This is a genomic window from Yersinia antarctica (assembly GCF_056636475.1).
This window is the reverse complement of sequence record NZ_JBSJQF010000001.1, coordinates 4,875,689-4,897,897: the sequence shown is the minus strand read 5'-3', so window position 1 is coordinate 4,897,897 and position 22,209 is coordinate 4,875,689. Positions and strand designations below refer to the sequence as shown.

Below are 22,209 nucleotides of genomic sequence, written 5' to 3'. Positions count from 1 at the left end.
TTTGGCCACCATGAAAGACGTCGCCCGCCTGGCGGGTGTATCTACGTCAACAGTCTCACATGTTATTAATAAAAACCGCTTTGTCAGTGATCCTATTCGCGACAAAGTGCTGGCTGCTATCAAACAGCTCAACTATGCCCCTTCAGCACTGGCTCGTAGTTTGAAACTCAATCAAACCCGTACCATTGGTATGTTGGTTACCGCCAGTAGCAACCCATTTTATGCTGAAGTAGTCCGTGGCGTGGAGCGCAGTTGCTATGAGCGTGGTTACAGTTTGATTCTATGCAATACCGAAGGCGATATCGATCGCATGAGCCGTAGCATTGAAACTCTGATGCAAAAGCGCGTCGATGGTCTGCTACTGATGTGCACTGAAAATCACCGCCCTTCTCAAGATATTCTGCGTTGCTACCCGTCATTACCGATAATCATGATGGATTGGGCACCCTTTGAGGGCGTCAATGACGTGATTCAGGATAATTCATTATTGGGTGGCGAAATGGCAACCTCATATTTGATTGCCAGAGGCTATACCCGAATTGCCTGTATTGCTGGCCCACAAGATAAAACCCCTGCCAAAGAACGTTTGGAAGGGTACCGTCAGGCTATGGATCGCGCAGGTTTACCTATTCCATCCGGTTATGAAGTTGCCGGTGATTTTGAATTTTGTGGCGGTTTAGTCGCCATGAAACAGTTGCTTGCGCTACCGGAACCGCCAGAAGCGGTATTTACCAGTAATGATGCGATGGCTGTTGGGGTTTATCAGGCATTGCATCAGGCGGGGTTATCGATACCACAAGATATAGCGGTTATTGGTTACGATGATATTGAAATCGCACAATATATGACACCGCCATTGACCACTATCCATCAACCAAAAGACTCCCTTGGTGAACTGGCTATTGATACACTGATTCATCGATTGAATAACCCGGAAGCGGAACCACAAGTTCTGATTCTCACTCCCGAGCTAATCGAGCGGGGATCGGTGGTCAGTTGTTAAACTTCACTCTCCGCAGGTTGTGTGGCTTTTTTGCTATTACGGCCTTGAATTAGATTGTCGCCATCATTTGGTTTCAGTAATAAGAACACCATGGATGAAAGTAATGTCACTATTCCCATTGTAATAAAGGTGTAGTGGAAGTGATCGACATTGCCACCAAACGATAACCCATCATAAAACCGCAATACCACCGCACTAATGGCAACGCCAAAGCTAATGGCCAGTTGTTGGGTTACCGCCAAAACACTGTTACCTGAGCTGGCATTGTTATCGGTTAAGTCAGCCAGTGTGATGGTATTCATCGCAGTGAACTGTGTCGACATTGCCATCCCCAAGACAAACAGCGGCAATATCATCATCCACGGCGACATGCCCGGTGATTGCAGCGCAAATAGCGCAATCAGCACTCCGATAATAACCGTAATACCTACCAATACAGTCCTATAACCCAGTGAACGTAATACTTGAGTAACGGCAGATTTTGCCATCATCGAACCAATGGCGGTTGGGGCCATCATACAACCGGCAATAATAGCGGAATAGCCAAATCCGACCTGCAACATCAGTGGCATTAGGAAAGGAACGCAGCCAGTCCCTAAACGCGAGGCCACGTTACCGGCAATCCCAACCGAGAATGTTCGGTTTTTAAATAGCGGTAAACCAATCAATGGATTTGGATGACCTTTAGCGTGGAATATATAGAAGAGCAACATCAATAAACCACTCAGTAACACCGTGACTGGCAGATAGCTGGCGATATCCGGTCGGCCCATTATCTCCAGACTTACTGATATCAGGACCAAACTGCTACCAAATAGCAGGAAACCGATAATATCAAAGGCACGTTTAGGCATGGTGAAGTCCGGCATATATTTACGGGCATAAAAGATGCCCAGTAAGCCGATAGGAATATTAAGGATAAAGATCCAATGCCAAGTGGTATAGGTCACCAGTAATCCACCTAATAGTGGCCCCATCACCGGGCCGACTAACCCTGGGATAGTGACAAAATTCAGAACCGGCAATAATTCACTGCGTGGGTAAGCCCTGATCAGCGCAAGCCGGGCCACAGGCATCATCATTGCGCCACCCACCCCTTGAATAACTCGGGAGGCCACCAGAAAAGCCAATGAATCTGAAAGTGCACACAGTAATGACCCTAGCGTAAATAGAGATACAGCCAGAATGAATACCCGTCGGGTACCAAAACGGTCCGCTAGCCAGCCACTCACTGGAATCAACATCGCGACCGTCAGGGTATAGCTGATAATTGCTGACTGCATGGTCAGTGGTGAGCGGTTAAGGCTTTCAGCAATTGATGGGAGTGCCGTATTCAGTATGGTGGCATCCAAAGCCTGCATAAAGAAGGCCATGGCAGCTAGCCAAGGAAGGCCCGCCATACTGCGTGCAGATTTTATCATTGTTCGTCCTGATTATAGGGGTGAGTGTGAGCACCTTCTTTATATATATAGATAGAACAGCTAGCCGTTAATTTTTATCTGTTAATAATACCTGACATGCCAGCAAGGCTCCCTGACTGTCACCTGCCAAAATTGTATCAACAATATCCTGATGGTATTGCAGCTTAATCACTTCATCGCCGGTAATGGCGCGAAAATAGCTGTGATAAACCGAACTGAACAAATTGGCGAAAGAGGTCAAAAACGGATTACCACTGGCTTCATATATTAACTGATGAAATTGAGCATCCACTTGAATCCATTTTTCACGATTAAAGTGAGTATCTAACGCACGCATCTCTGCAATCAGTGATGCTAACAATGCTCGCTGTTGCTCATTGGCATTAATGGCTGCCAATGAACAGGCTTGAGGCTCAAGTGAGGTTCTTAATATAAGGAAGTGTTGCATCACTTGATCGAAATTCTCTCTGTTCAGCCACCAAGTGAGTAACTCCTGATCAAGGTAGTTCCAATTTGTTTGTGGCATCACTCGGGTACCAATGCGTGGGCGGGGTAATAACATCCCTTTTGCTGCCAGCATCTTTACTGCTTCACGAACGGCAGTACGACTAACACCAAATTGCTCCCCCAACTCTATCTCACCAGGCAGTATGCTGCCGGCTGCATATTCTCCGGCGAGAATTCGCTGGCCAATCTTCTCAGCCAACAGGTAAGAGAGATTTCGCTGGGCGGCCTGTTGTTGGGTATTTAGTTGCATGGTGATTTGTCCTATCTGTCTTCTTATATATCTATTTTACTCTACTGTTTAACACTGGTAGTGAATGTTTAGCTTAATAATTGTTTAAACATTGGTCTTTTAGCCTATTTTTGCTGAAATAAAACGCGGTTGAAAAGTTTTTTCAAATTAGGGGTTGCAGGCTGTCAGGAACTCCCTATAATGCGCCTCCACTGACCGGGAACAACGAAACATACTTCGCCGGGTCAGGAAGCGAAAAGAATGATTTTGACTTCGAAAGAAACCAAAGAAACTCTTGACTCTTCAGCGGGAAAGCGTATTATCTGCCTCCCGCGTTACCGTAAGATTCGCCGAAAGGCAAACGGGTAACGAACGCTCTTTAACAATTTATCAGACAATCTGTGTGGGCACTCGCAAGACGATATCGAAGCCTGTTTCGGCAGGCAGAAGAAATATCAAAGTCTTGAAGAGTGACCAAAGCAGTACACATTTGAACTTCGGTTCGAATGCTTATTTGCAGAAAGTAATCTTTGAGCATCGCTGCTTTTATTAGCAGCAAATCAAACAAATCTTAAATTGAAGAGTTTGATCATGGCTCAGATTGAACGCTGGCGGCAGGCCTAACACATGCAAGTCGAGCGGCAGCGGGAAGTAGTTTACTACTTTGCCGGCGAGCGGCGGACGGGTGAGTAATGTCTGGGAAACTGCCTGATGGAGGGGGATAACTACTGGAAACGGTAGCTAATACCGCATGACCTCGCAAGAGCAAAGTGGGGGACCTTAGGGCCTCACGCCATCGGATGTGCCCAGATGGGATTAGCTAGTAGGTGGGGTAATGGCTCACCTAGGCGACGATCCCTAGCTGGTCTGAGAGGATGACCAGCCACACTGGAACTGAGACACGGTCCAGACTCCTACGGGAGGCAGCAGTGGGGAATATTGCACAATGGGCGCAAGCCTGATGCAGCCATGCCGCGTGTGTGAAGAAGGCCTTCGGGTTGTAAAGCACTTTCAGCGAGGAGGAAGGCAATCGTGTTAATAGCACGGTTGATTGACGTTACTCGCAGAAGAAGCACCGGCTAACTCCGTGCCAGCAGCCGCGGTAATACGGAGGGTGCAAGCGTTAATCGGAATTACTGGGCGTAAAGCGCACGCAGGCGGTTTGTTAAGTCAGATGTGAAATCCCCGCGCTTAACGTGGGAACTGCATTTGAAACTGGCAAGCTAGAGTCTTGTAGAGGGGGGTAGAATTCCAGGTGTAGCGGTGAAATGCGTAGAGATCTGGAGGAATACCGGTGGCGAAGGCGGCCCCCTGGACAAAGACTGACGCTCAGGTGCGAAAGCGTGGGGAGCAAACAGGATTAGATACCCTGGTAGTCCACGCTGTAAACGATGTCGACTTGGAGGTTGTGCCCTTGAGGCGTGGCTTCCGGAGCTAACGCGTTAAGTCGACCGCCTGGGGAGTACGGCCGCAAGGTTAAAACTCAAATGAATTGACGGGGGCCCGCACAAGCGGTGGAGCATGTGGTTTAATTCGATGCAACGCGAAGAACCTTACCTACTCTTGACATCCACAGAACTTAGCAGAGATGCTTCGGTGCCTTCGGGAACTGTGAGACAGGTGCTGCATGGCTGTCGTCAGCTCGTGTTGTGAAATGTTGGGTTAAGTCCCGCAACGAGCGCAACCCTTATCCTTTGTTGCCAGCACGTAATGGTGGGAACTCAAGGGAGACTGCCGGTGATAAACCGGAGGAAGGTGGGGATGACGTCAAGTCATCATGGCCCTTACGAGTAGGGCTACACACGTGCTACAATGGCAGATACAAAGTGAAGCGAACTCGCGAGAGCAAGCGGACCACATAAAGTCTGTCGTAGTCCGGATTGGAGTCTGCAACTCGACTCCATGAAGTCGGAATCGCTAGTAATCGTAGATCAGAATGCTACGGTGAATACGTTCCCGGGCCTTGTACACACCGCCCGTCACACCATGGGAGTGGGTTGCAAAAGAAGTAGGTAGCTTAACCTTCGGGAGGGCGCTTACCACTTTGTGATTCATGACTGGGGTGAAGTCGTAACAAGGTAACCGTAGGGGAACCTGCGGTTGGATCACCTCCTTACCTAACGATACGCATTGCGTAGTGTCCACACAGATTGTCTGATGAATGTAAATGAGCAAGAGCACCTGTTGATGTCGTGAGTTTCGACTCATGCTGATGCGAAACGGTTAGATCTCGGTTTAATCGGAACTTCGTGTCCCCATCGTCTAGAGGCCTAGGACACTGCCCTTTCACGGCTGTAACAGGGGTTCGAATCCCCTTGGGGACGCCACTCCGATAATGTGTGAAAGACATTATCAACTGAATATCTTAAAGATGACTTTAACGAGTCGTGTTTAAGATATTGCTCTTTAACAATCTGGAACAAGCTGAAAATTGAAACAATACAGCTGAAACTTATCTCTCCGTAGAATGACTGAGGTAAGGATTAACCTGTATTAGAGTCTCTCAAATAATCGCAATGCCAATGTGCATTCTGATGAAGAGAGTCGCGTGAGCTAAGTGAAGGCAAGGCGTACGGCACAGAGGAAGCGGAGTGAACTTCATGTTCATGAGCATTCCGAGTACCGCACAACGCTGTATTCACGACGCGCAACCGACTTGAACATAAGAAACACCTTTGGGTTGTGAGGTTAAGCGACTAAGCGTACACGGTGGATGCCTAGGCAGTCAGAGGCGATGAAGGGCGTGCTAATCTGCGAAAAGCGTCGGTAAGCTGATATGAAGTGTTACAACCGACGATACCCGAATGGGGAAACCCAGTGCAATTCGTTGCACTATTGCATGGTGAATACATAGCCATGCAAGGCGAACCGGGGGAACTGAAACATCTAAGTACCCCGAGGAAAAGAAATCAACCGAGATTCCCCCAGTAGCGGCGAGCGAACGGGGAAGAGCCCAGAGTCTGAATCAGTTTGTGTGTTAGTGGAAGCGTCTGGAAAGTCGCACGGTACAGGGTGATAGTCCCGTACACCAAAACACACTTGCTGTGAACTCGATGAGTAGGGCGGGACACGTGACATCCTGTCTGAATATGGGGGGACCATCCTCCAAGGCTAAATACTCCTGACTGACCGATAGTGAACCAGTACCGTGAGGGAAAGGCGAAAAGAACCCCGGCGAGGGGAGTGAAATAGAACCTGAAACCGTGTACGTACAAGCAGTGGGAGCCTACTTTGTTGGGTGACTGCGTACCTTTTGTATAATGGGTCAGCGACTTATATTTTGTAGCAAGGTTAACCGAATAGGGGAGCCGTAGGGAAACCGAGTCTTAACTGGGCGTCTAGTTGCAAGGTATAGACCCGAAACCCGGTGATCTAGCCATGGGCAGGTTGAAGGTTGGGTAACACTAACTGGAGGACCGAACCGACTAATGTTGAAAAATTAGCGGATGACTTGTGGCTGGGGGTGAAAGGCCAATCAAACCGGGAGATAGCTGGTTCTCCCCGAAAGCTATTTAGGTAGCGCCTCGTGAACTCATCTTCGGGGGTAGAGCACTGTTTCGGCTAGGGGGTCATCCCGACTTACCAAACCGATGCAAACTCCGAATACCGAAGAATGTTATCACGGGAGACACACGGCGGGTGCTAACGTCCGTCGTGAAGAGGGAAACAACCCAGACCGCCAGCTAAGGTCCCAAAGTCATGGTTAAGTGGGAAACGATGTGGGAAGGCATAGACAGCCAGGATGTTGGCTTAGAAGCAGCCATCATTTAAAGAAAGCGTAATAGCTCACTGGTCGAGTCGGCCTGCGCGGAAGATGTAACGGGGCTAAACCATGCACCGAAGCTGCGGCAGCGACGCTTAGGCGTTGTTGGGTAGGGGAGCGTTCTGTAAGCCGTTGAAGGTGACCTGTGAGGGTTGCTGGAGGTATCAGAAGTGCGAATGCTGACATAAGTAACGATAATGCGGGTGAAAAACCCGCACGCCGGAAGACCAAGGGTTCCTGTCCAACGTTAATCGGGGCAGGGTGAGTCGACCCCTAAGGCGAGGCTGAAAAGCGTAGTCGATGGGAAACAGGTTAATATTCCTGTACTTGGTGTTACTGCGAAGGGGGGACGGAGAAGGCTAGGCTAGCCGGGCGACGGTTGTCCCGGTTTAAGCATGTAGGCGGAGTGACTTGGTAAATCCGGTTGCTTATCAACGCTGAGGTGTGATGACGAGCCACTACGGTGGTGAAGTAGTTGATGCCAAGCTTCCAGGAAAAGCCTCTAAGCATCAGGTAACATTAAATCGTACCCCAAACCGACACAGGTGGTCAGGTAGAGAATACTCAGGCGCTTGAGAGAACTCGGGTGAAGGAACTAGGCAAAATGGTGCCGTAACTTCGGGAGAAGGCACGCTGGCATTAGGTAATGGGACTTGCTCCCGGCGCCGAAGCCAGTCGCAGATACCAGCTGGCTGCAACTGTTTAATAAAAACACAGCACTGTGCAAACACGAAAGTGGACGTATACGGTGTGACGCCTGCCCGGTGCTGGAAGGTTAATTGATGGGGTCAGCCGCAAGGCGAAGCTCTTGATCGAAGCCCCAGTAAACGGCGGCCGTAACTATAACGGTCCTAAGGTAGCGAAATTCCTTGTCGGGTAAGTTCCGACCTGCACGAATGGCGTAATGATGGCCAGGCTGTCTCCACCCGAGACTCAGTGAAATTGAACTCGCTGTGAAGATGCAGTGTACCCGCGGCAAGACGGAAAGACCCCGTGAACCTTTACTATAGCTTGACACTGAACATTGAGCCTTGATGTGTAGGATAGGTGGGAGGCATTGAAGTGTGGACGCCAGTCTGCATGGAGCCAACCTTGAAATACCACCCTTTAATGTTTGATGTTCTAACTCGGCCCCGTGATCCGGGGTGAGGACAGTGTCTGGTGGGTAGTTTGACTGGGGCGGTCTCCTCCCAAAGAGTAACGGAGGAGCACGAAGGTTAGCTAATCACGGTCGGACATCGTGAGGTTAGTGCAAAGGCATAAGCTAGCTTGACTGCGAGAGTGACGGCTCGAGCAGGTACGAAAGTAGGTCTTAGTGATCCGGTGGTTCTGAATGGAAGGGCCATCGCTCAACGGATAAAAGGTACTCCGGGGATAACAGGCTGATACCGCCCAAGAGTTCATATCGACGGCGGTGTTTGGCACCTCGATGTCGGCTCATCACATCCTGGGGCTGAAGTAGGTCCCAAGGGTATGGCTGTTCGCCATTTAAAGTGGTACGCGAGCTGGGTTTAGAACGTCGTGAGACAGTTCGGTCCCTATCTGCCGTGGGCGTTGGAAGATTGAGAGGGGCTGCTCCTAGTACGAGAGGACCGGAGTGGACGAATCACTGGTGTTCGGGTTGTCATGCCAATGGCATTGCCCGGTAGCTAAATTCGGAAGAGATAACCGCTGAAAGCATCTAAGCGGGAAACTTGCCTCGAGATGAGTCTTCCCTGGGGCTTTAAGCCCCCTGAAGGAACGTTAAAGACTATGACGTTGATAGGCTGGGTGTGTAAGTGCGGCGATGCATTGAGCTAACCAGTACTAATGATCCGTGAGGCTTAACCTTACAACACCAAAGGTGTTTTAGATTGAGAGATAGAAATTTTCAGCGAAGTTCCGAGATTGGGCTGGCTGGCTGTGTGTAGGATTACATAGCGGGTTAGTTTAGACAGAATTTGCCTGGCGGCCATAGCGCGGTGGTCCCACCTGATCCCATGCCGAACTCAGAAGTGAAACGCCGTAGCGCCGATGGTAGTGTGGGGTCTCCCCATGCGAGAGTAGGACACTGCCAGGCATCAAATAAAGCCGAGACCCCATGCCAAAAGCGTGGGGTTTTTGCTATGGGCAGAATAGTGAAATAGGTATAAATAGTGACCTTAGAGTGGTTGCGTCGCAGGGCTCATAGTCAGACGAGTCAAATATTGCAGGGGCAGGTGAGTCAAATCCGGCCGTCACAGCGATGAATAAAACAAAAGGCTACCTTGATAGGTGGCTTTTTTTGTTTTTATAGCTCTGACTGATCCATCTTGAGCCAGCTATAAATAAACTCTGCGATCTGATCTGGTTGATTAATATCTAATTGCTTTACTACAGTATCTATCGGCTCGTCACTTGCCAAAGCGATAACGTATTCATCAATCAAACCAGCGAAAGGCTTACCTACAGCTGCTCTATAAAGAGCAATTTTGCTGATCGGCTCGTGCTTAAAGCCCTCAACCAAAATCAAATCGATAGTTGATGTATCTAATCGACTAGCCAGATAGTGAAGATCCATCGGAGGCTGTTCTGGTGTTTCTGTCATTAATGCCCAGCGGCAATCACTGGCAACTAACGTTTGATGGGCTCCAGCTTTACGCAATTCATAACTGTCTTTGCCCGGCGTATCAATTTCCATATTGTGATGAGTATGTTTGATTAAGCCAACGCGGATTTGGCGCTGTTGAAGTAAGGGGATCAGATGTTTTAGTAAGGTTGTTTTTCCTGTACCACTGTACGCGGCTATACCGAGTAACGGGGGCGTCTTGCTGCTCATAATGGCTCTCTTTTAGTTTGTTCCCATAACTCGCAATCTGCGGGAGTATTTAGGTTACTGAATTGATTGGGTTGTTCATCGAATACCACTCTTTGCGCGTTGATACTCGTCATAAATATCATTAACTTACGCTCCCCTTTTGCCAGATACGTTGCTAGCGTTGGTTTAAGACTAACATGCATTAAAGCTAATGTTGGATGCTCACGCTCGTTATCACTAACATAAGCAGCAAGAGCCTGCCCTTTTGACTGCCAGAGTTGAGAAACCAGATTAAGTGGAAGCATAGGAACGTCACAGGGAGCAAAGACAACCCATTCGGTAGTTGAATGGCTTAATCCAGCATGCATGCCAGCCAATGGGCCTACAAAGCCAGTAATGATATCGTTAATGACGTGAACGCCACTTTGTTGATAGAGGGCTTGGTTACGATTAGCATTAATCAGTAAATTCTCAACCTGAGGTCTTAACCTATCAATCACATGTCGATACAGTGGCTTTCCATTTAGGGAGATTAATCCTTTATCATTTCCGCCCATTCTGGACGAAAGGCCTCCAGCAAGAATAACGCCTGTAATATTAGGTCGCATTTCTATCACTCCACGGTATTAAACTGACTATGGGATTGTATCTTCAAATAGGTGAACAGGTCAGGATTTACTTTTATTGACAATAGGCTCTCTTTCCCTGTGTGAATATCCCTGCTACTTTGTCAGCATATTTTTGAATAGGATAACTTCGCTATGAAATGTCATCGTGTTAATGAACTGATTGAGCTTTTACATCCGGCCTGGCAGCAAGAACCTGATTTAAATCTGGTGCAGTTTTTACAAAAATTGTCAGAGGAAGCTGGTTTTGAAGGTAATTTCGCAGATTTGACAGACGATATTCTTATTTATCATCTGAAAATGCGTGGCTCGGCATCAACGGAAGTGATTCCAGGACTGAAAAAGGATTATGAAGAGGATTTTAAAACAGCATTATTGAGAGCTCGTGGCATCATTAAAGATTAGTCACACTCCTGTCTGCGTAGGGAGGGGGCTTTAATGATACTATTTCTTATTCTCAGCACGCCGCTGTTACTTATACAGACTGAATGTTGTTATGAACAATTCTGCTTTTAATTTTCAGACTTTGTCTCCAGACCTGATTATGGACGCCCTTGAGGCTGTAGGATTACGGGTGGATTCAGGGTTAACCGCGCTTAATAGTTATGAGAACCGCGTCTATCAGTTTATGGATGAAGATCGTAAACGGTATGTGGTGAAGTTTTATCGTCCCGAGCGTTGGAGCAGTGAACAAATTATCGAGGAACATCGATTCTCGCTTGATTTGGCAGAATCTGAGATTCCGGTTATCGCCCCATTAGCGCTAAACGGCGAAACTTTGCATACTCATGGCGGCTTTTTCTTTGCTGTGTTCCCAAGTGTCGGTGGGCGGCAATATGAAATAGACAATCTTGATCAACTGGAGTGGGTGGGCCGTTTTCTCGGCAGAATTCATCAGGTGGGTAGCGATGGACTTTTTGTTGCCCGGCCAACGATGGGTATTGAGGAATATCTGACCGAGCCACGTCAGTTACTGGCCAGCAGTGTGTTAGTGCCGGCAAAACAGAAAGACAAGTTTCTGGCGGCAACCGATCTGTTGATCGCCACCATTAAGCAGTATTGGCACACCGATTGGCAGCCGTTGCGGCTACATGGTGATTGCCATCCTGGTAATATTTTGTGGCGTGATGGGCCAATGTTCGTCGATTTGGATGATGCCAGAAATGGTCCGGCGGTTCAGGATTTGTGGATGTTATTACACGGCGAGCGCAGAGAGCAATTGATCCAGTTGGATATCTTGCTGGAAGCTTATGGTGAATTTGCTGATTTTGATCAGCGTGAACTTGCATTGATTGAACCTTTACGCGCAATGCGCATGGTTTATTACCTTGCATGGGTCGCCAGACGTTGGCAGGACCCTGCATTTCCGAAAAGTTTTCCGTGGATGGCGGAGTCTGATTTTTGGTTACAGCAGACTGCATCATTTACAGAACAGGTTAAGCTGTTGCAGGTACCCCCTTTGCAGCTGATGCCAATGTACTAAAGCTAAGATAATGGAGATTGTTATAGTATGAAAAATGTATGGTTAGCTCTCGTTGGCATGGTGATGGCATTCAGTGCATCTGCCGCACAGTTTACGGATGGAACCCAGTACCAGACGTTAAATAAACCAGTAACGGGTGAGCCTCAGGTTTTAGAGTTTTTCTCTTTCTATTGCCCGCACTGCTTTCAGTTTGAAGAAGTTTATCATATCCCTCAGGCAGTAAAAAAAGCACTGCCAGAAGGGACAAAAATGACTCGATACCATGTTGAGTTCCTTGGGCCATTAGGTAAGCAATTGACTCAGGCATGGGCTGTTGCCATGGCATTGGGTGTTGAGGAAAAAATTACCCCACTGATGTTTGAAGGTGTACAGAAAACACAAACTATTCAAACCCCTGATGATATTCGTAATGTCTTTATTAAAGCGGGTGTGAGTGGCGAAGATTATGATGCAGCATTAAATAGTTTTGTCGTTAAATCACTGGTTGCTCAACAACAAAAAGCGGCTGAAGATTTACAATTACGTGGTGTGCCAGCCATGTTTGTTAATGGCAAATATATGATTAAGAATGATGGCATGGATACCAGCTCAATGGATACCTATGTTAAACAGTATGCGGATGTCGTTAAGTTCCTACTGACCCAAAAGTAATTGTACAAAAGGAGGAGCTGGCTTTTGTTAGCTCCTCTTTCACTTATCCAATACCTACATTGTCATCAGCACTTCAATTCTGTATCTATCTCTGCCACGGAATCATCATATTTACTAATGTGACAGTAATACGACTAAATACTGATTTTATATTTTTTTCCATGTTGTTTTCGATAGATTTATTTATTTCAGTGATGGATAAATACGGATATTAGCGATGCTAAAAAGAGAAAACGACTTGATGGTGGGTAATAAAAAAGAGAGAACACTAAATTATCCACCCGTGGAATTTATTTACCTTAAGACTGTAACTGAATAAGTAATATCCACAATTTAGATAAAGAAAAAATGACAGTAAAATAAAAAAACAATGAATGTAACTATATGATTATTATAATTTTAAATATTACCTCTAAAAAATAAGTAGAGCAGATATAATCTGCACATGCTTTTACTCACAAAGTTATCCACAGATTGGATCTTCAGGATCACTACGTAAAAATGCTCTCTTTCGCACAACAATGGACGCTAAAATTCGTCTCTTGTCGCCAGCTATGGCATTCTTAGCGTTAGACCTTGCTGAATAAAGATGAAGAAACCCTATGGCCCAGATTGCAGAAAACCCATTGATCCTCGTTGACGGTTCCTCTTACCTCTATCGTGCTTACCATGCGTTCCCACCACTGACCAACGGCAGCGGTGAACCAACGGGTGCGATGTACGGCGTGTTGAACATGTTGCGCAGTCTATTGCTGCAATATCGTCCTAGCCATGTAGCGGTAGTATTCGATGCTAAAGGTAAAACATTCCGTGATGAGCTTTTCGCTGACTATAAATCCCACCGGCCACCGATGCCAGATGATTTGCGAGCTCAAATTGAGCCGTTGCACCAAATGGTTAAGGCAATGGGGCTACCTTTATTGGTTGTCTCCGGTGTTGAGGCCGACGATGTTATTGGTACTTTAGCGCAGGAAGCTGAAAAAGCAGGTCATGCTGTATTAATCAGTACCGGTGATAAGGATATGGCGCAATTAGTTACGCCAAATATCACTTTAATCAATACAATGAATAACGCTATTTTGGGGCCACAGGAAGTCTGTGAAAAATATGGTGTACCTCCTGAATTGATTATTGATTTTCTAGCACTAATGGGGGACTCCTCAGACAATATTCCAGGGGTTCCAGGTGTTGGCGAAAAGACCGCACAAGCTTTATTGCAAGGTTTGGGTGGGCTGGATGCGCTGTTCAGTAATTTGGATAAAATATCCACACTGACATTCCGTGGTGCCAAAACCATGTCAGCCAAGTTAGAGCAGAATAAAGATGTTGCTTATCTCTCCTATAAATTAGCCACCATTAAAACAGATGTTGAATTGGATGTGACTTGTGATGAGCTAAAAGTTTCCCCCCCAGATGATGATCAATTACATCAGTTATTCAGCCGTTATGAATTTAAGCGCTGGTTAGTGGATGTAGAAGCGGGCAAATGGCTGGACGGTAAAAAAGATCGGCCAACGGCACAAACAAGTAATAAAGCTTTTGTGGCAGTAGAGCCAGCTGATGCGGTTGAGGTCACCGCAGTACTATCACAAGAAAATTATCAGACCATTTTGGATGAGAAATCCTTAGTAGAGTGGATTGAGCGCCTCAAAAAAGCAGAGGTTTTCGCGTTTGATACTGAGACTGACGGCCTGGATACGCTTAGCAGCAATTTAATTGGTATCTCTTTTGCCGTTGCACCAGGCGAAGCCGCTTATTTACCCTTGGCGCATGATTATTTGGACTCTCCTGTACAGCTCGACCGGGATTGGGTTTTGGCCACGCTAAAACCACTACTGGAAGACGATAAAGCCCTTAAAGTTGGCCAGAATCTCAAGTTTGACCAAAGCATGCTGGCACGTTATGGCATTGAGCTGCGCGGTATCGCTTTCGATACTATGCTGGAATCTTACGTTTTAGACAGTGTTGCTGGTCGCCATGATATGGATAGTCTGGCAGAACGTTATCTCAACCACAAAACTATTACCTTTGAAGAGATCGCCGGTAAGGGTAAAAACCAACTGACCTTTAATCAAATTGCGTTGGAACAAGCAGGCCCTTATGCCGCAGAAGATGCCGACGTTACGCTACAGTTGCATTTGGTGCTGTGGCCAAAACTGCAACAAAGTGAAGGGTTAAAGCGGGTATTCCAGGAAATTGAGATGCCGCTATTGCCAATTCTGTCTCGCATCGAGCGTACTGGTGTCTTGATTGACCAGAATATCTTGGCCGCACATTCAAAAGAGCTGACTATCCGCCTTGATGAGTTAGAAAAACAGGCTCATGAATTGGCTGAAGAGCCGTTCAACCTGGCATCACCTAAGCAGCTTCAGACCATCTTGTACGAAAAACAAAAACTGCCCATCTTGAAGAAAACCCCTGGCGGGGCCGCGTCAACTAATGAAGAAGTGTTGGCTGAGCTGGCATTAGATTACCCGTTGCCGAAGGTGATCCTTGAATATCGTGGTCTGGCTAAGCTGAAAAGTACCTATACCGACAAGCTGCCGTTGATGATTAACCCAATTTCGGGCCGGGTCCATACCTCTTATCACCAGGCGGTGACCGCGACAGGGCGTTTGTCCTCACGTGATCCTAACCTGCAAAACATTCCAGTGCGGAATGAAGAAGGGCGTCGTATACGGCAGGCTTTTATTGCGCCTAAAGGCTATCGCATTATGGCGGCTGACTACTCACAGATTGAGCTGCGTATTATGGCGCACTTGTCGCAGGATAAAGGGCTATTAGCTGCATTTGCTGCGGGAAAAGATATCCACCGTGCGACAGCTGCGGAAGTCTTTGGTATGCCACTAGAAAAGGTCACAACTGAACAACGCCGCAGTGCCAAGGCGATTAACTTTGGTCTTATTTATGGTATGAGCGCTTTTGGTCTGGCGCGGCAGCTAAGCATTCCCCGTGGAGAGGCGCAGCGCTACATGGATCTCTATTTTGAGCGCTATCCCGGTGTGTTGGAATACATGGAGCGCACACGTAAGCAAGCCGCCGATCAAGGTTATGTCACCACGCTGGATGGCCGTCGCCTCTATTTGCCAGACATTCATTCTCGTAATGCAACTCGCCGTAAAGCTGCTGAACGTGAAGCTATCAATGCGCCAATGCAAGGTACCGCCGCTGATATTATCAAACGGGCAATGATTGCAGTGGATGCCTGGTTACAACAGGAACCAGAACCATTGGTGCGGGTAATCATGCAGGTACACGATGAATTGGTGTTTGAAGTGCATGAAAGTGTATTGGAAAGCGCGGAACAAAAGATTCGTGAACTGATGGAGCAGAGTATGCAACTGGCGGTACCACTGAAGGTGGATGTCGGTGTTGGTGATAACTGGGACCAGGCTCACTAGCTTTGTGGGTAAGTGGCGATAAATAAAGCATTTTATGTAATTAAGCTACATTTATCCGCCATTATGCGGGGAAGATGTGCGCTGAATCGTGCCAATTTGTGTAACTATACAACAAAAAATTCTTTTGCCCCGCGAAAAAATGATGTAGAGTTACAGACGTAGGGTACAGAGGTAAGATGTTCTATCTTTCAGACCTTTTACTTCACGTAATCGGATTTGGCTATATATTAGCCGCCCCAGTCATTTATTGACTGGGGCGTTTTTTATTGGGATTTGTGAGCACTTTTCGCGAACCGATAGGAAAACAGCCCGGCATTACCCGTGAAAATACGGGTTGATGATTTTTTTACTCTAGGGGGAAGTGGTATTGCCAGGTATTAACTCAGGGCGATATAAAACATCACCCTTGGGGATAACAGCCCTTGCGGGCTGCTGTTAGCGCTTACTCACTCACCTTCATCGTCATAATCATCAATCATAACTTCTGGTGGTATCTCGCTAAACCAGGTATCCAGTTTTTCCCGTAGTTTTTCGACGCCAATCTTCTTCAAAGAAGAGAAAGCTTCAACCTGAATATCACCCATAAATGGAATAATCGCTTCTCGCACCATGTTCAATTGAGCCTTACGGGCGCCCGAAGCCAGCTTATCCGCTTTGGTCAGCAATAATAGAACCGGGGTGCCAACCGCAACCGCCCAGGTAATCATCTGCTGATCTAAATCTTTCAGTGGATGGCGAATATCCATCAACACAACTAATCCTTTCAGACAGTTACGCTTTTGCAAATACTCACCCAGCGCGCGTTGCCATTTGAGTTTCATCTCTTCCGGGACTTCAGCATAGCCATAGCCCGGTAAGTCAACCAGACGAATACCGTCAACGACTTCAAATAGGTTAATTAGCTGAGTACGGCCGGGTGTTTTACTGGTTCTGGCCAGACTTTTCTGGTTAGTTAACGTATTAAGTGCACTCGATTTACCGGCATTTGAACGGCCAGCAAATGCCACCTCAATACCTTCATCACGTGGCAGATGGCGGATATCCGGAGCACTGATGACGAAGTGGGTCATGTGATAGTTATAGTTTCTAATAGTCAAAATTTGTCGTCTCCGTGAGAGATAGCTTACATGCAGCGATTATAACTGCATCAGGCAAAAAAAAGGGGGTTTATCTTTTATACCCTTCAAGTAACAGGGTTCAGGTATACTGGCAGGCGCGCTGGTTGAGTTGCCTTGAGGGCCGCAGATATGACAAGGATGGCGCATTGCAGGAGGGAGATATCCGGTTGTTATGTCAGTGCAGGGAGTGTGCTGTAAGGATATCCTTCCGCAGAAGATGCGAAAAAGGGCGACAGGTTAATCTGCCGCCTTTTTTCTTTCTCTTCTTTCTGCTAGATTCCGGCCCAATCCTATACTAAATCCGATCCCATACTTATTTACCCATTTAAGAGCACAGGTTATGAAGCAGCCAAATAAAGCACCACGCGCGAATATTGCGGCCCCTAAAGGTACCGCGACGCCTAAGCGTATTAGAAAGACCCGTGTAGAGCTTGATATTGAAGCTCGCGAGCGTAAACGTCAGAAGAAACATAGTGGCAATCGCTCAGGGGCGAGAACCAATGTAGAAGGCAGCAATAAGAAGGGCCAGTCCGAGACTCAAGAGAAAGATCCACGTATCGGCAGTAAAGTACCCGTGCCGCTGGTGGTTGAGAGTAAGGTTAAAGCTAAGCCAACCACTAAGCCGGTGGCTAAAGTTGAAGCTAAGCCACGTCTGACGCCGGAAGAAGAGCTGTCTAAGCTGGAAAACGATGAGCGTCTGGATGCATTGCTGGATCGTCTGGATAATGATGAAGTATTGAGCAAAGAAGATCAGGCTTATGTTGATCTGACGTTGGATCGTATTGATGCCCTAATGGAACAATTGGGTATTGAATTGGGCGACGATGAAGATGACGAAGCGCCAGAAGAAAAGCAGGAAGACATTTTGCAATTGCTGAAACGCGGTAACCCAAAAGATACATTTTAAACCATGAATTGGGTGATCCTGATAATAGCCCTACTGCTTACATGTTATCTAGTGTGGTTATTGGGTAAACTATGGCTACTGTCGCAACGAAGAAAGCGGTTGCGCAGTGCTACTGCGGCCAGACAACGAAAACATCTGCCCTCTAACCGGCCCGGTAGGCGCAAATATCGGAAGGAATGAACATGTCTGAGCAGGCTATAGTTTGGGATTTATCCCTGATTCAAAAATATAATTATTCAGGGCCGCGCTATACGTCGTACCCCACTGCGCTTGAATTCAGTGAAGATTATAATGAATCTGCTTTTCAACAGGCAGTGAAGCGTTACCCACAACGGCCTTTGTCGCTGTACGTGCATATCCCGTTTTGCCATAAGCTGTGTTATTTCTGCGGCTGCAATAAGCTGGTGACGCGGCAACAGCATAAAGCTGATGAGTATCTGGCGGTCTTGGAAAAAGAGATCCGCCAGCGTGCGGCGTTATTTGTTGGGCGTCAGGTTAGCCAGATGCACTGGGGCGGTGGTACGCCCACTTACCTGAATAAAATACAAATTACCCACCTGATGAATCTGCTACGTGAAAACTTTGATTTCCTGCCCGGTGCTGAGCAATCAATAGAAGTAGACCCACGTGAAATTGAACTGGATGTCCTTGATCACCTGCGTGCTGAGGGGTTTAACCGCCTAAGCATGGGGGTGCAAGATTTTAATAAAGAGGTTCAACGGCTGGTTAATCGTGAGCAGGATGAGGATTTTATCTTTGCCCTGATTGCCCGCGCTAAAGCCCTTGGTTTTAACTCAACCAATATCGATTTGATTTATGGTTTGCCAAAACAGACACCAGAGAGTTTTGCTTTTACCCTCAAACGGGTGGCAGAGCTGAATCCTGATCGCCTGAGTGTGTTCAATTACGCACATTTACCGAGTCTGTTTGCTGCTCAACGTAAAATTAAAGATGCCGATCTGCCGAGCGCCGAACAGCGGCTAGATATTTTGCAGCACACCATCAGTTTCTTAACTGAGTCTGGCTATCAATTTATTGGTATGGATCATTTTGCCCGGCCAGATGATGAATTAGCCATTGCGCAGCGTGAAGGTGAATTACACCGTAATTTCCAAGGTTATACCACCCAAGGCGACAGTGATTTACTCGGTTTGGGGGTTTCTGCTATCAGCATGTTGGGTGACAGCTATGCGCAGAATGAAAAAGATTTGAAGACTTACTATTCCTTCGTGGAGCAGCGTGGCAATGCGCTGTGGCGTGGTTTGGCGATGACTGAAGATGATTGCTTGCGCCGTGATGTGATTAAAACGCTGATTTGTAATTTCCAAATCAGTTATCAGCCGATTGAGCAGCAGTATGGTATTCGTTTTGCAGATTATTTTGCTGAAGATTTTGAGCTACTAGCGCCTTTCGAACACGATGGGCTGGTGGAGCGGGATGATAAAGGCATTCGGGTAACACCGCGCGGGCGCTTACTGATTCGTAATATTTGTATGTGTTTCGATATCTATTTACGGAAACAGGCGCGCAAGCAGCAGTTTTCACGCGTGATCTGATGATGTCCCCCTCAATGGTCAACATTACCTTGAGGGGGAATTTAGGCAGGAATTACTCTCTTTCTCCCAACTACTCCATTCCCAGCTCTTTTAACTTCCGCGTTAAGGTGTTGCGGCCCCAACCCAGCAGACGTGCCGCTTCTTGCTTATGACCTTGAGTATGGCGTAATGCCGTGGTTAACAGCGTGCGCTCCATTTCCGGCTGTGCCTCAGATAACAGATCCTGATGACCGGAACGTAGGGCGCGTTCAGCCCATTGTGCCAATAGGGTTGCCCAGTTGTCCGGCGTCCGCTGACCTGAAGCATCTGGCGTGCTGGTTTCAAACAATTCAGAAGGTAAATCTTGAGTCAGTACTTCCTGCCCGGCAGCCATCACCGTCAGCCAGCGACAGGTGTTTTCCAGTTGGCGCACGTTACCCTGCCAAGGCAGACGGGTTAGCGCCACTTCGGTCTCAGGGTGCAGATTTTTGGCTTCCACACCTAACTCTTTAGCCGCCACTTGCAAGAAGTAACGAGCCAAACGCGGAATGTCTTCACGACGTTCACGCAGCGGTGGCAGATGTACCCGAATCACATTCAGACGATGGAATAAATCCTCACGGAATTTACCTTCCTGAACACGCAGCTCCAGATTTTGGTGGGTAGCGGCAATAATACGAACATCTACTTTGACCGGTGCGTAACCCCCGACGCGATAAAACTGACCATCAGCCAGCACGCGTAGCAGGCGGGTCTGTACATCCAATGGCATATCACCGATTTCATCTAAAAACAGTGTGCCGCCATCGGCTTGTTCAAAACGACCTTGGCGCACTTGATTCGCGCCGGTAAAGGCACCTTTCTCGTGGCCGAATAATTCAGATTCAATTAAATCTTTCGGGATCGCCGCCATATTCAGCGCGATAAACGGCGCTTTAGCCCGTGGGCTGTGGCGATGTAACGCATGGGCCACTAACTCTTTACCGGTACCCGACTCACCGTTAATCAGCACACTAATAGAAGAACGAGATAAGCGGCCGATGATACGGAAAACGTCTTGCATCGCCGGTGCTTCGCCAATGATATCAGCGGTTGGGCCGCTGGCTGGTTGGCTGCGTGCCGGTTGCTGCTGCTCCTGATAATGGCTGATAGCCCGCTCAACCAGAGCTACGGCTTCATCAATATCAAAAGGTTTAGGCAGGTAATCAAAAGCCCCTTGCTGATAGGCACTGACCGCAGCATCTAAATCAGAATGTGCCGTCATTATGATGACCGGGAGCATCGGGTGGCGCTGCTTAATCTGTTTCAGCAGGGCTAATCCGTCCATGCCAGGCATGCGAATATCCGATAACAACACATCCGGGGTTTGTGTCGCGAGTGCATCCAACACCTGGTTACCGGTATCGAAGGTTGCACAGTTCAGACCTGCTCCAGTCAGTGCACGTTCAAGCACCCAGCGGATGGAGCTATCGTCATCGACGATCCAGACTATCCCTCGTTGCATAGAAACCTCACTGGCGAATAGGCAGGTAAACCGAGAATTCGGTATGTCCCGGCCAACTGTTGAATTCAATTTTACCCGAATGTTGATCGATAAGATTACGGGCGATAGACAAGCCAAGGCCAGTTCCCCCCTCGCGACCACTTACCATCGGATAGAACACGGTATCTTGTAATTGCGTTGGAACGCCCGGACCGTCATCTTCAATATCAATGCGAGCGCTCAAACGATAGCGCATACCATGCAGTGTTATCTGAAACGCAGTACGGGTGCGCAGCGTAATAGTGCCGCCAGCTCCCCCCAAAGCCTGTAATGCATTGCGAGTGATATTCAGCAACACTTGTTCAATTTGGTCTGGATCATGGGCCAGTTCAGGCAAGCTTGGGTCATAGTCACGGATTAACGTCACATTATCTGGTTTTTCCAGCGAGACTAACTGACAAACCCGTTCAGCAACCTGATGGATACTTTGTGTGATGTGTTGACCGGGCCGTTGTGGGCCTAATAAGCGATCAACTAAGTTACGCAAGCGGTCTGCCTGCTCAATGATCACTTTGGTATATTCCAACAATGCCGGATCAGGCAATGCTTTAGACAATAATTGTGCTGCCCCCCGTAAGCCACCTAACGGGTTCTTAATCTCATGAGCCAGCCCACGAACCAGATCACGGGCTGCGACTTGCTGTGCATGTTGTAATTGTTCTTGGCTTAACCGACGCTGATTATCCATCGGCGCCATTTCCAGCAATATAAAACCTTCTGGCAGTGATTGTGCTGTCAGCGACAAAATATGCGCGCGGCCATCAACAACTACGGTCACCTCGTTATCGGTAAAACCTTGACCGGCGATCAGACTTTCCCGCATCAGGTCGATGTTAAGAGAAAAATAGCCTAATAAATCGGGCAGGGGTGTACCAAAAAGTTTACGAGAGCTTTGCGCCAGAAGTTGCTGCGCAGCGGGATTGGCATAATGGATAGCCAAATCATCATCTAATAGCAGAATACTATTAATGAGAGAATTAAGGATCTGCCCAGCATCGGGCAGCGTGCCTGTTGCCATTACGCAGACTCCTGCACTCTTTTGGTGAATACATCCTAATCGGTTCAGTCGTGACTGAGCCAGAGGAAATATGACGAAAACGAAAAGTGGAGAAAAAAGCCCATCCGAAGATGGGCCAAAAGTTTCCACGGCAACAACCCTTCATCTTTCAAGTTGTAGGTGTGTTGGCTGCTCTCACTCACCCGAATCACTTACTGGTGTAAGCTCATCGGGATTCTCTCGCTTGCC

14 protein-coding genes, 1 tRNA gene, 3 rRNA genes and 1 pseudogene are annotated in these 22,209 nt (G+C 47.5%); 12 read left to right on the top strand and 7 right to left on the bottom strand.

Going from position 1 to position 22,209, the window contains the following annotated elements; genetic code table 11:
• Position 1 precedes the first annotated feature (1 nt).
• Complete coding sequence (gene rbsR / locus ACWJJO_RS22560) at positions 2-1,003, top strand: ribose operon transcriptional repressor RbsR (protein WP_481091538.1); 1,002 nt, start codon at positions 2-4, stop codon at positions 1,001-1,003.
• On the opposite strand, the gene mdtD is transcribed toward rbsR, so the two are convergent.
• Positions 1,000-2,424: a multidrug transporter subunit MdtD gene (mdtD, locus tag ACWJJO_RS22555; protein ID WP_083161609.1), complete on the bottom strand. Its 1,425-nt coding sequence runs from the start codon at positions 2,422-2,424 to the stop codon at positions 1,000-1,002. The two genes, rbsR and mdtD, sit on opposite strands and share 4 nt — an antisense overlap.
• Before the next feature lie 67 nt (positions 2,425-2,491).
• Positions 2,492-3,181 carry a FadR/GntR family transcriptional regulator gene (locus ACWJJO_RS22550; protein WP_083161611.1) on the bottom strand — a complete coding sequence of 230 codons (690 nt, stop codon included), beginning with the start codon at positions 3,179-3,181 and terminating at the stop codon, positions 2,492-2,494.
• A gap of 552 nt (positions 3,182-3,733) precedes the next feature.
• On the opposite strand from ACWJJO_RS22550, the gene ACWJJO_RS22545 reads away from it, so the two are divergent.
• From ACWJJO_RS22545 to rrf, 4 genes are all read left to right on the top strand, one after another.
• Positions 3,734-5,276, top strand: a 16S ribosomal RNA gene (locus ACWJJO_RS22545).
• Positions 5,277-5,411: 135 nt separating this feature from the next.
• A tRNA-Glu gene (locus tag ACWJJO_RS22540) sits at positions 5,412-5,487 on the top strand.
• A 359-nt stretch (positions 5,488-5,846) separates the two neighbouring features.
• Positions 5,847-8,754 (top strand): 23S ribosomal RNA (locus tag ACWJJO_RS22535).
• A 112-nt stretch (positions 8,755-8,866) separates the two neighbouring features.
• Positions 8,867-8,982: ribosomal RNA gene (gene rrf / locus ACWJJO_RS22530) — 5S ribosomal RNA — on the top strand.
• Together the 16S, 23S and 5S rRNA genes with 1 tRNA gene alongside form the textbook arrangement of a ribosomal RNA operon.
• Positions 8,983-9,192: 210 nt before the next feature.
• Here the strand turns inward: rrf and mobB are convergent.
• Complete coding sequence (gene mobB, locus ACWJJO_RS22525; RefSeq protein WP_372569814.1) at positions 9,193-9,720, bottom strand: molybdopterin-guanine dinucleotide biosynthesis protein MobB; 528 nt, start codon at positions 9,718-9,720, stop codon at positions 9,193-9,195.
• The gene (mobA, locus tag ACWJJO_RS22520; RefSeq protein ID WP_193784754.1) at positions 9,717-10,307 is read right to left on the bottom strand and encodes a molybdenum cofactor guanylyltransferase MobA; all 591 of its coding nucleotides are present in this window, start codon (positions 10,305-10,307) and stop codon (positions 9,717-9,719) included. The genes mobB and mobA overlap by 4 nt, the downstream gene beginning before the upstream one ends.
• Positions 10,308-10,460: 153 nt before the next feature.
• Here mobA and ACWJJO_RS22515 point away from each other — a divergent pair, with 153 nt between their 5' ends.
• The 5 genes and pseudogenes from ACWJJO_RS22515 to spfP form a co-directional block, all read left to right on the top strand.
• Complete coding sequence (locus tag ACWJJO_RS22515) at positions 10,461-10,730, top strand: YihD family protein (protein ID WP_083161617.1); 270 nt, start codon at positions 10,461-10,463, stop codon at positions 10,728-10,730.
• Between the two features lie 91 nt (positions 10,731-10,821).
• A complete protein-coding gene (locus ACWJJO_RS22510) occupies positions 10,822-11,808 on the top strand; it encodes a serine/threonine protein kinase (RefSeq protein ID WP_083161619.1) in 987 nt (328 codons plus the stop codon).
• 27 nt (positions 11,809-11,835) lie between these two features.
• Positions 11,836-12,459, top strand: a complete 624-nt coding sequence (dsbA, locus tag ACWJJO_RS22505; protein WP_420073924.1) for a thiol:disulfide interchange protein DsbA — start codon at positions 11,836-11,838, stop codon at positions 12,457-12,459.
• A 602-nt stretch (positions 12,460-13,061) separates the two neighbouring features.
• Positions 13,062-15,860, top strand: coding sequence for a DNA polymerase I (gene polA, locus ACWJJO_RS22500; RefSeq protein ID WP_420073476.1), 2,799 nt, complete (start codon positions 13,062-13,064; stop codon positions 15,858-15,860).
• Positions 15,861-16,036: 176 nt separating this feature from the next.
• Positions 16,037-16,081: pseudogene (gene spfP / locus ACWJJO_RS22495) on the top strand (small protein SpfP); the annotation flags it as partial.
• A gap of 225 nt (positions 16,082-16,306) precedes the next feature.
• Here spfP and yihA read toward each other — a convergent pair.
• Positions 16,307-16,957: a ribosome biogenesis GTP-binding protein YihA/YsxC gene (gene yihA, locus ACWJJO_RS22490; RefSeq protein WP_032907610.1), complete on the bottom strand. Its 651-nt coding sequence runs from the start codon at positions 16,955-16,957 to the stop codon at positions 16,307-16,309.
• 361 nt (positions 16,958-17,318) lie between these two features.
• Between yihA and yihI the strand changes: the two genes are divergently transcribed.
• Positions 17,319-17,885 (top strand): Der GTPase-activating protein YihI, encoded by a 567-nt coding sequence (gene yihI / locus ACWJJO_RS22485; protein WP_083161625.1) that lies wholly within the window; start codon positions 17,319-17,321, stop codon positions 17,883-17,885.
• A 182-nt stretch (positions 17,886-18,067) separates the two neighbouring features.
• Entirely contained in the window at positions 18,068-19,441 is a 1,374-nt protein-coding gene (gene hemN / locus ACWJJO_RS22480; RefSeq protein WP_481091537.1) for an oxygen-independent coproporphyrinogen III oxidase, read from the top strand.
• Positions 19,442-19,511: 70 nt separating this feature from the next.
• Here hemN and glnG read toward each other — a convergent pair whose 3' ends face one another.
• Both glnG and glnL read right to left on the bottom strand, forming a co-directional pair.
• Entirely contained in the window at positions 19,512-20,924 is a 1,413-nt protein-coding gene (glnG, locus tag ACWJJO_RS22475; protein WP_042568869.1) for a nitrogen regulation protein NR(I), read from the bottom strand.
• Positions 20,925-20,931: 7 nt separating this feature from the next.
• Complete coding sequence (glnL, locus tag ACWJJO_RS22470; RefSeq protein ID WP_083161629.1) at positions 20,932-21,981, bottom strand: nitrogen regulation protein NR(II); 1,050 nt, start codon at positions 21,979-21,981, stop codon at positions 20,932-20,934.
• Positions 21,982-22,209 lie beyond the last annotated feature (228 nt).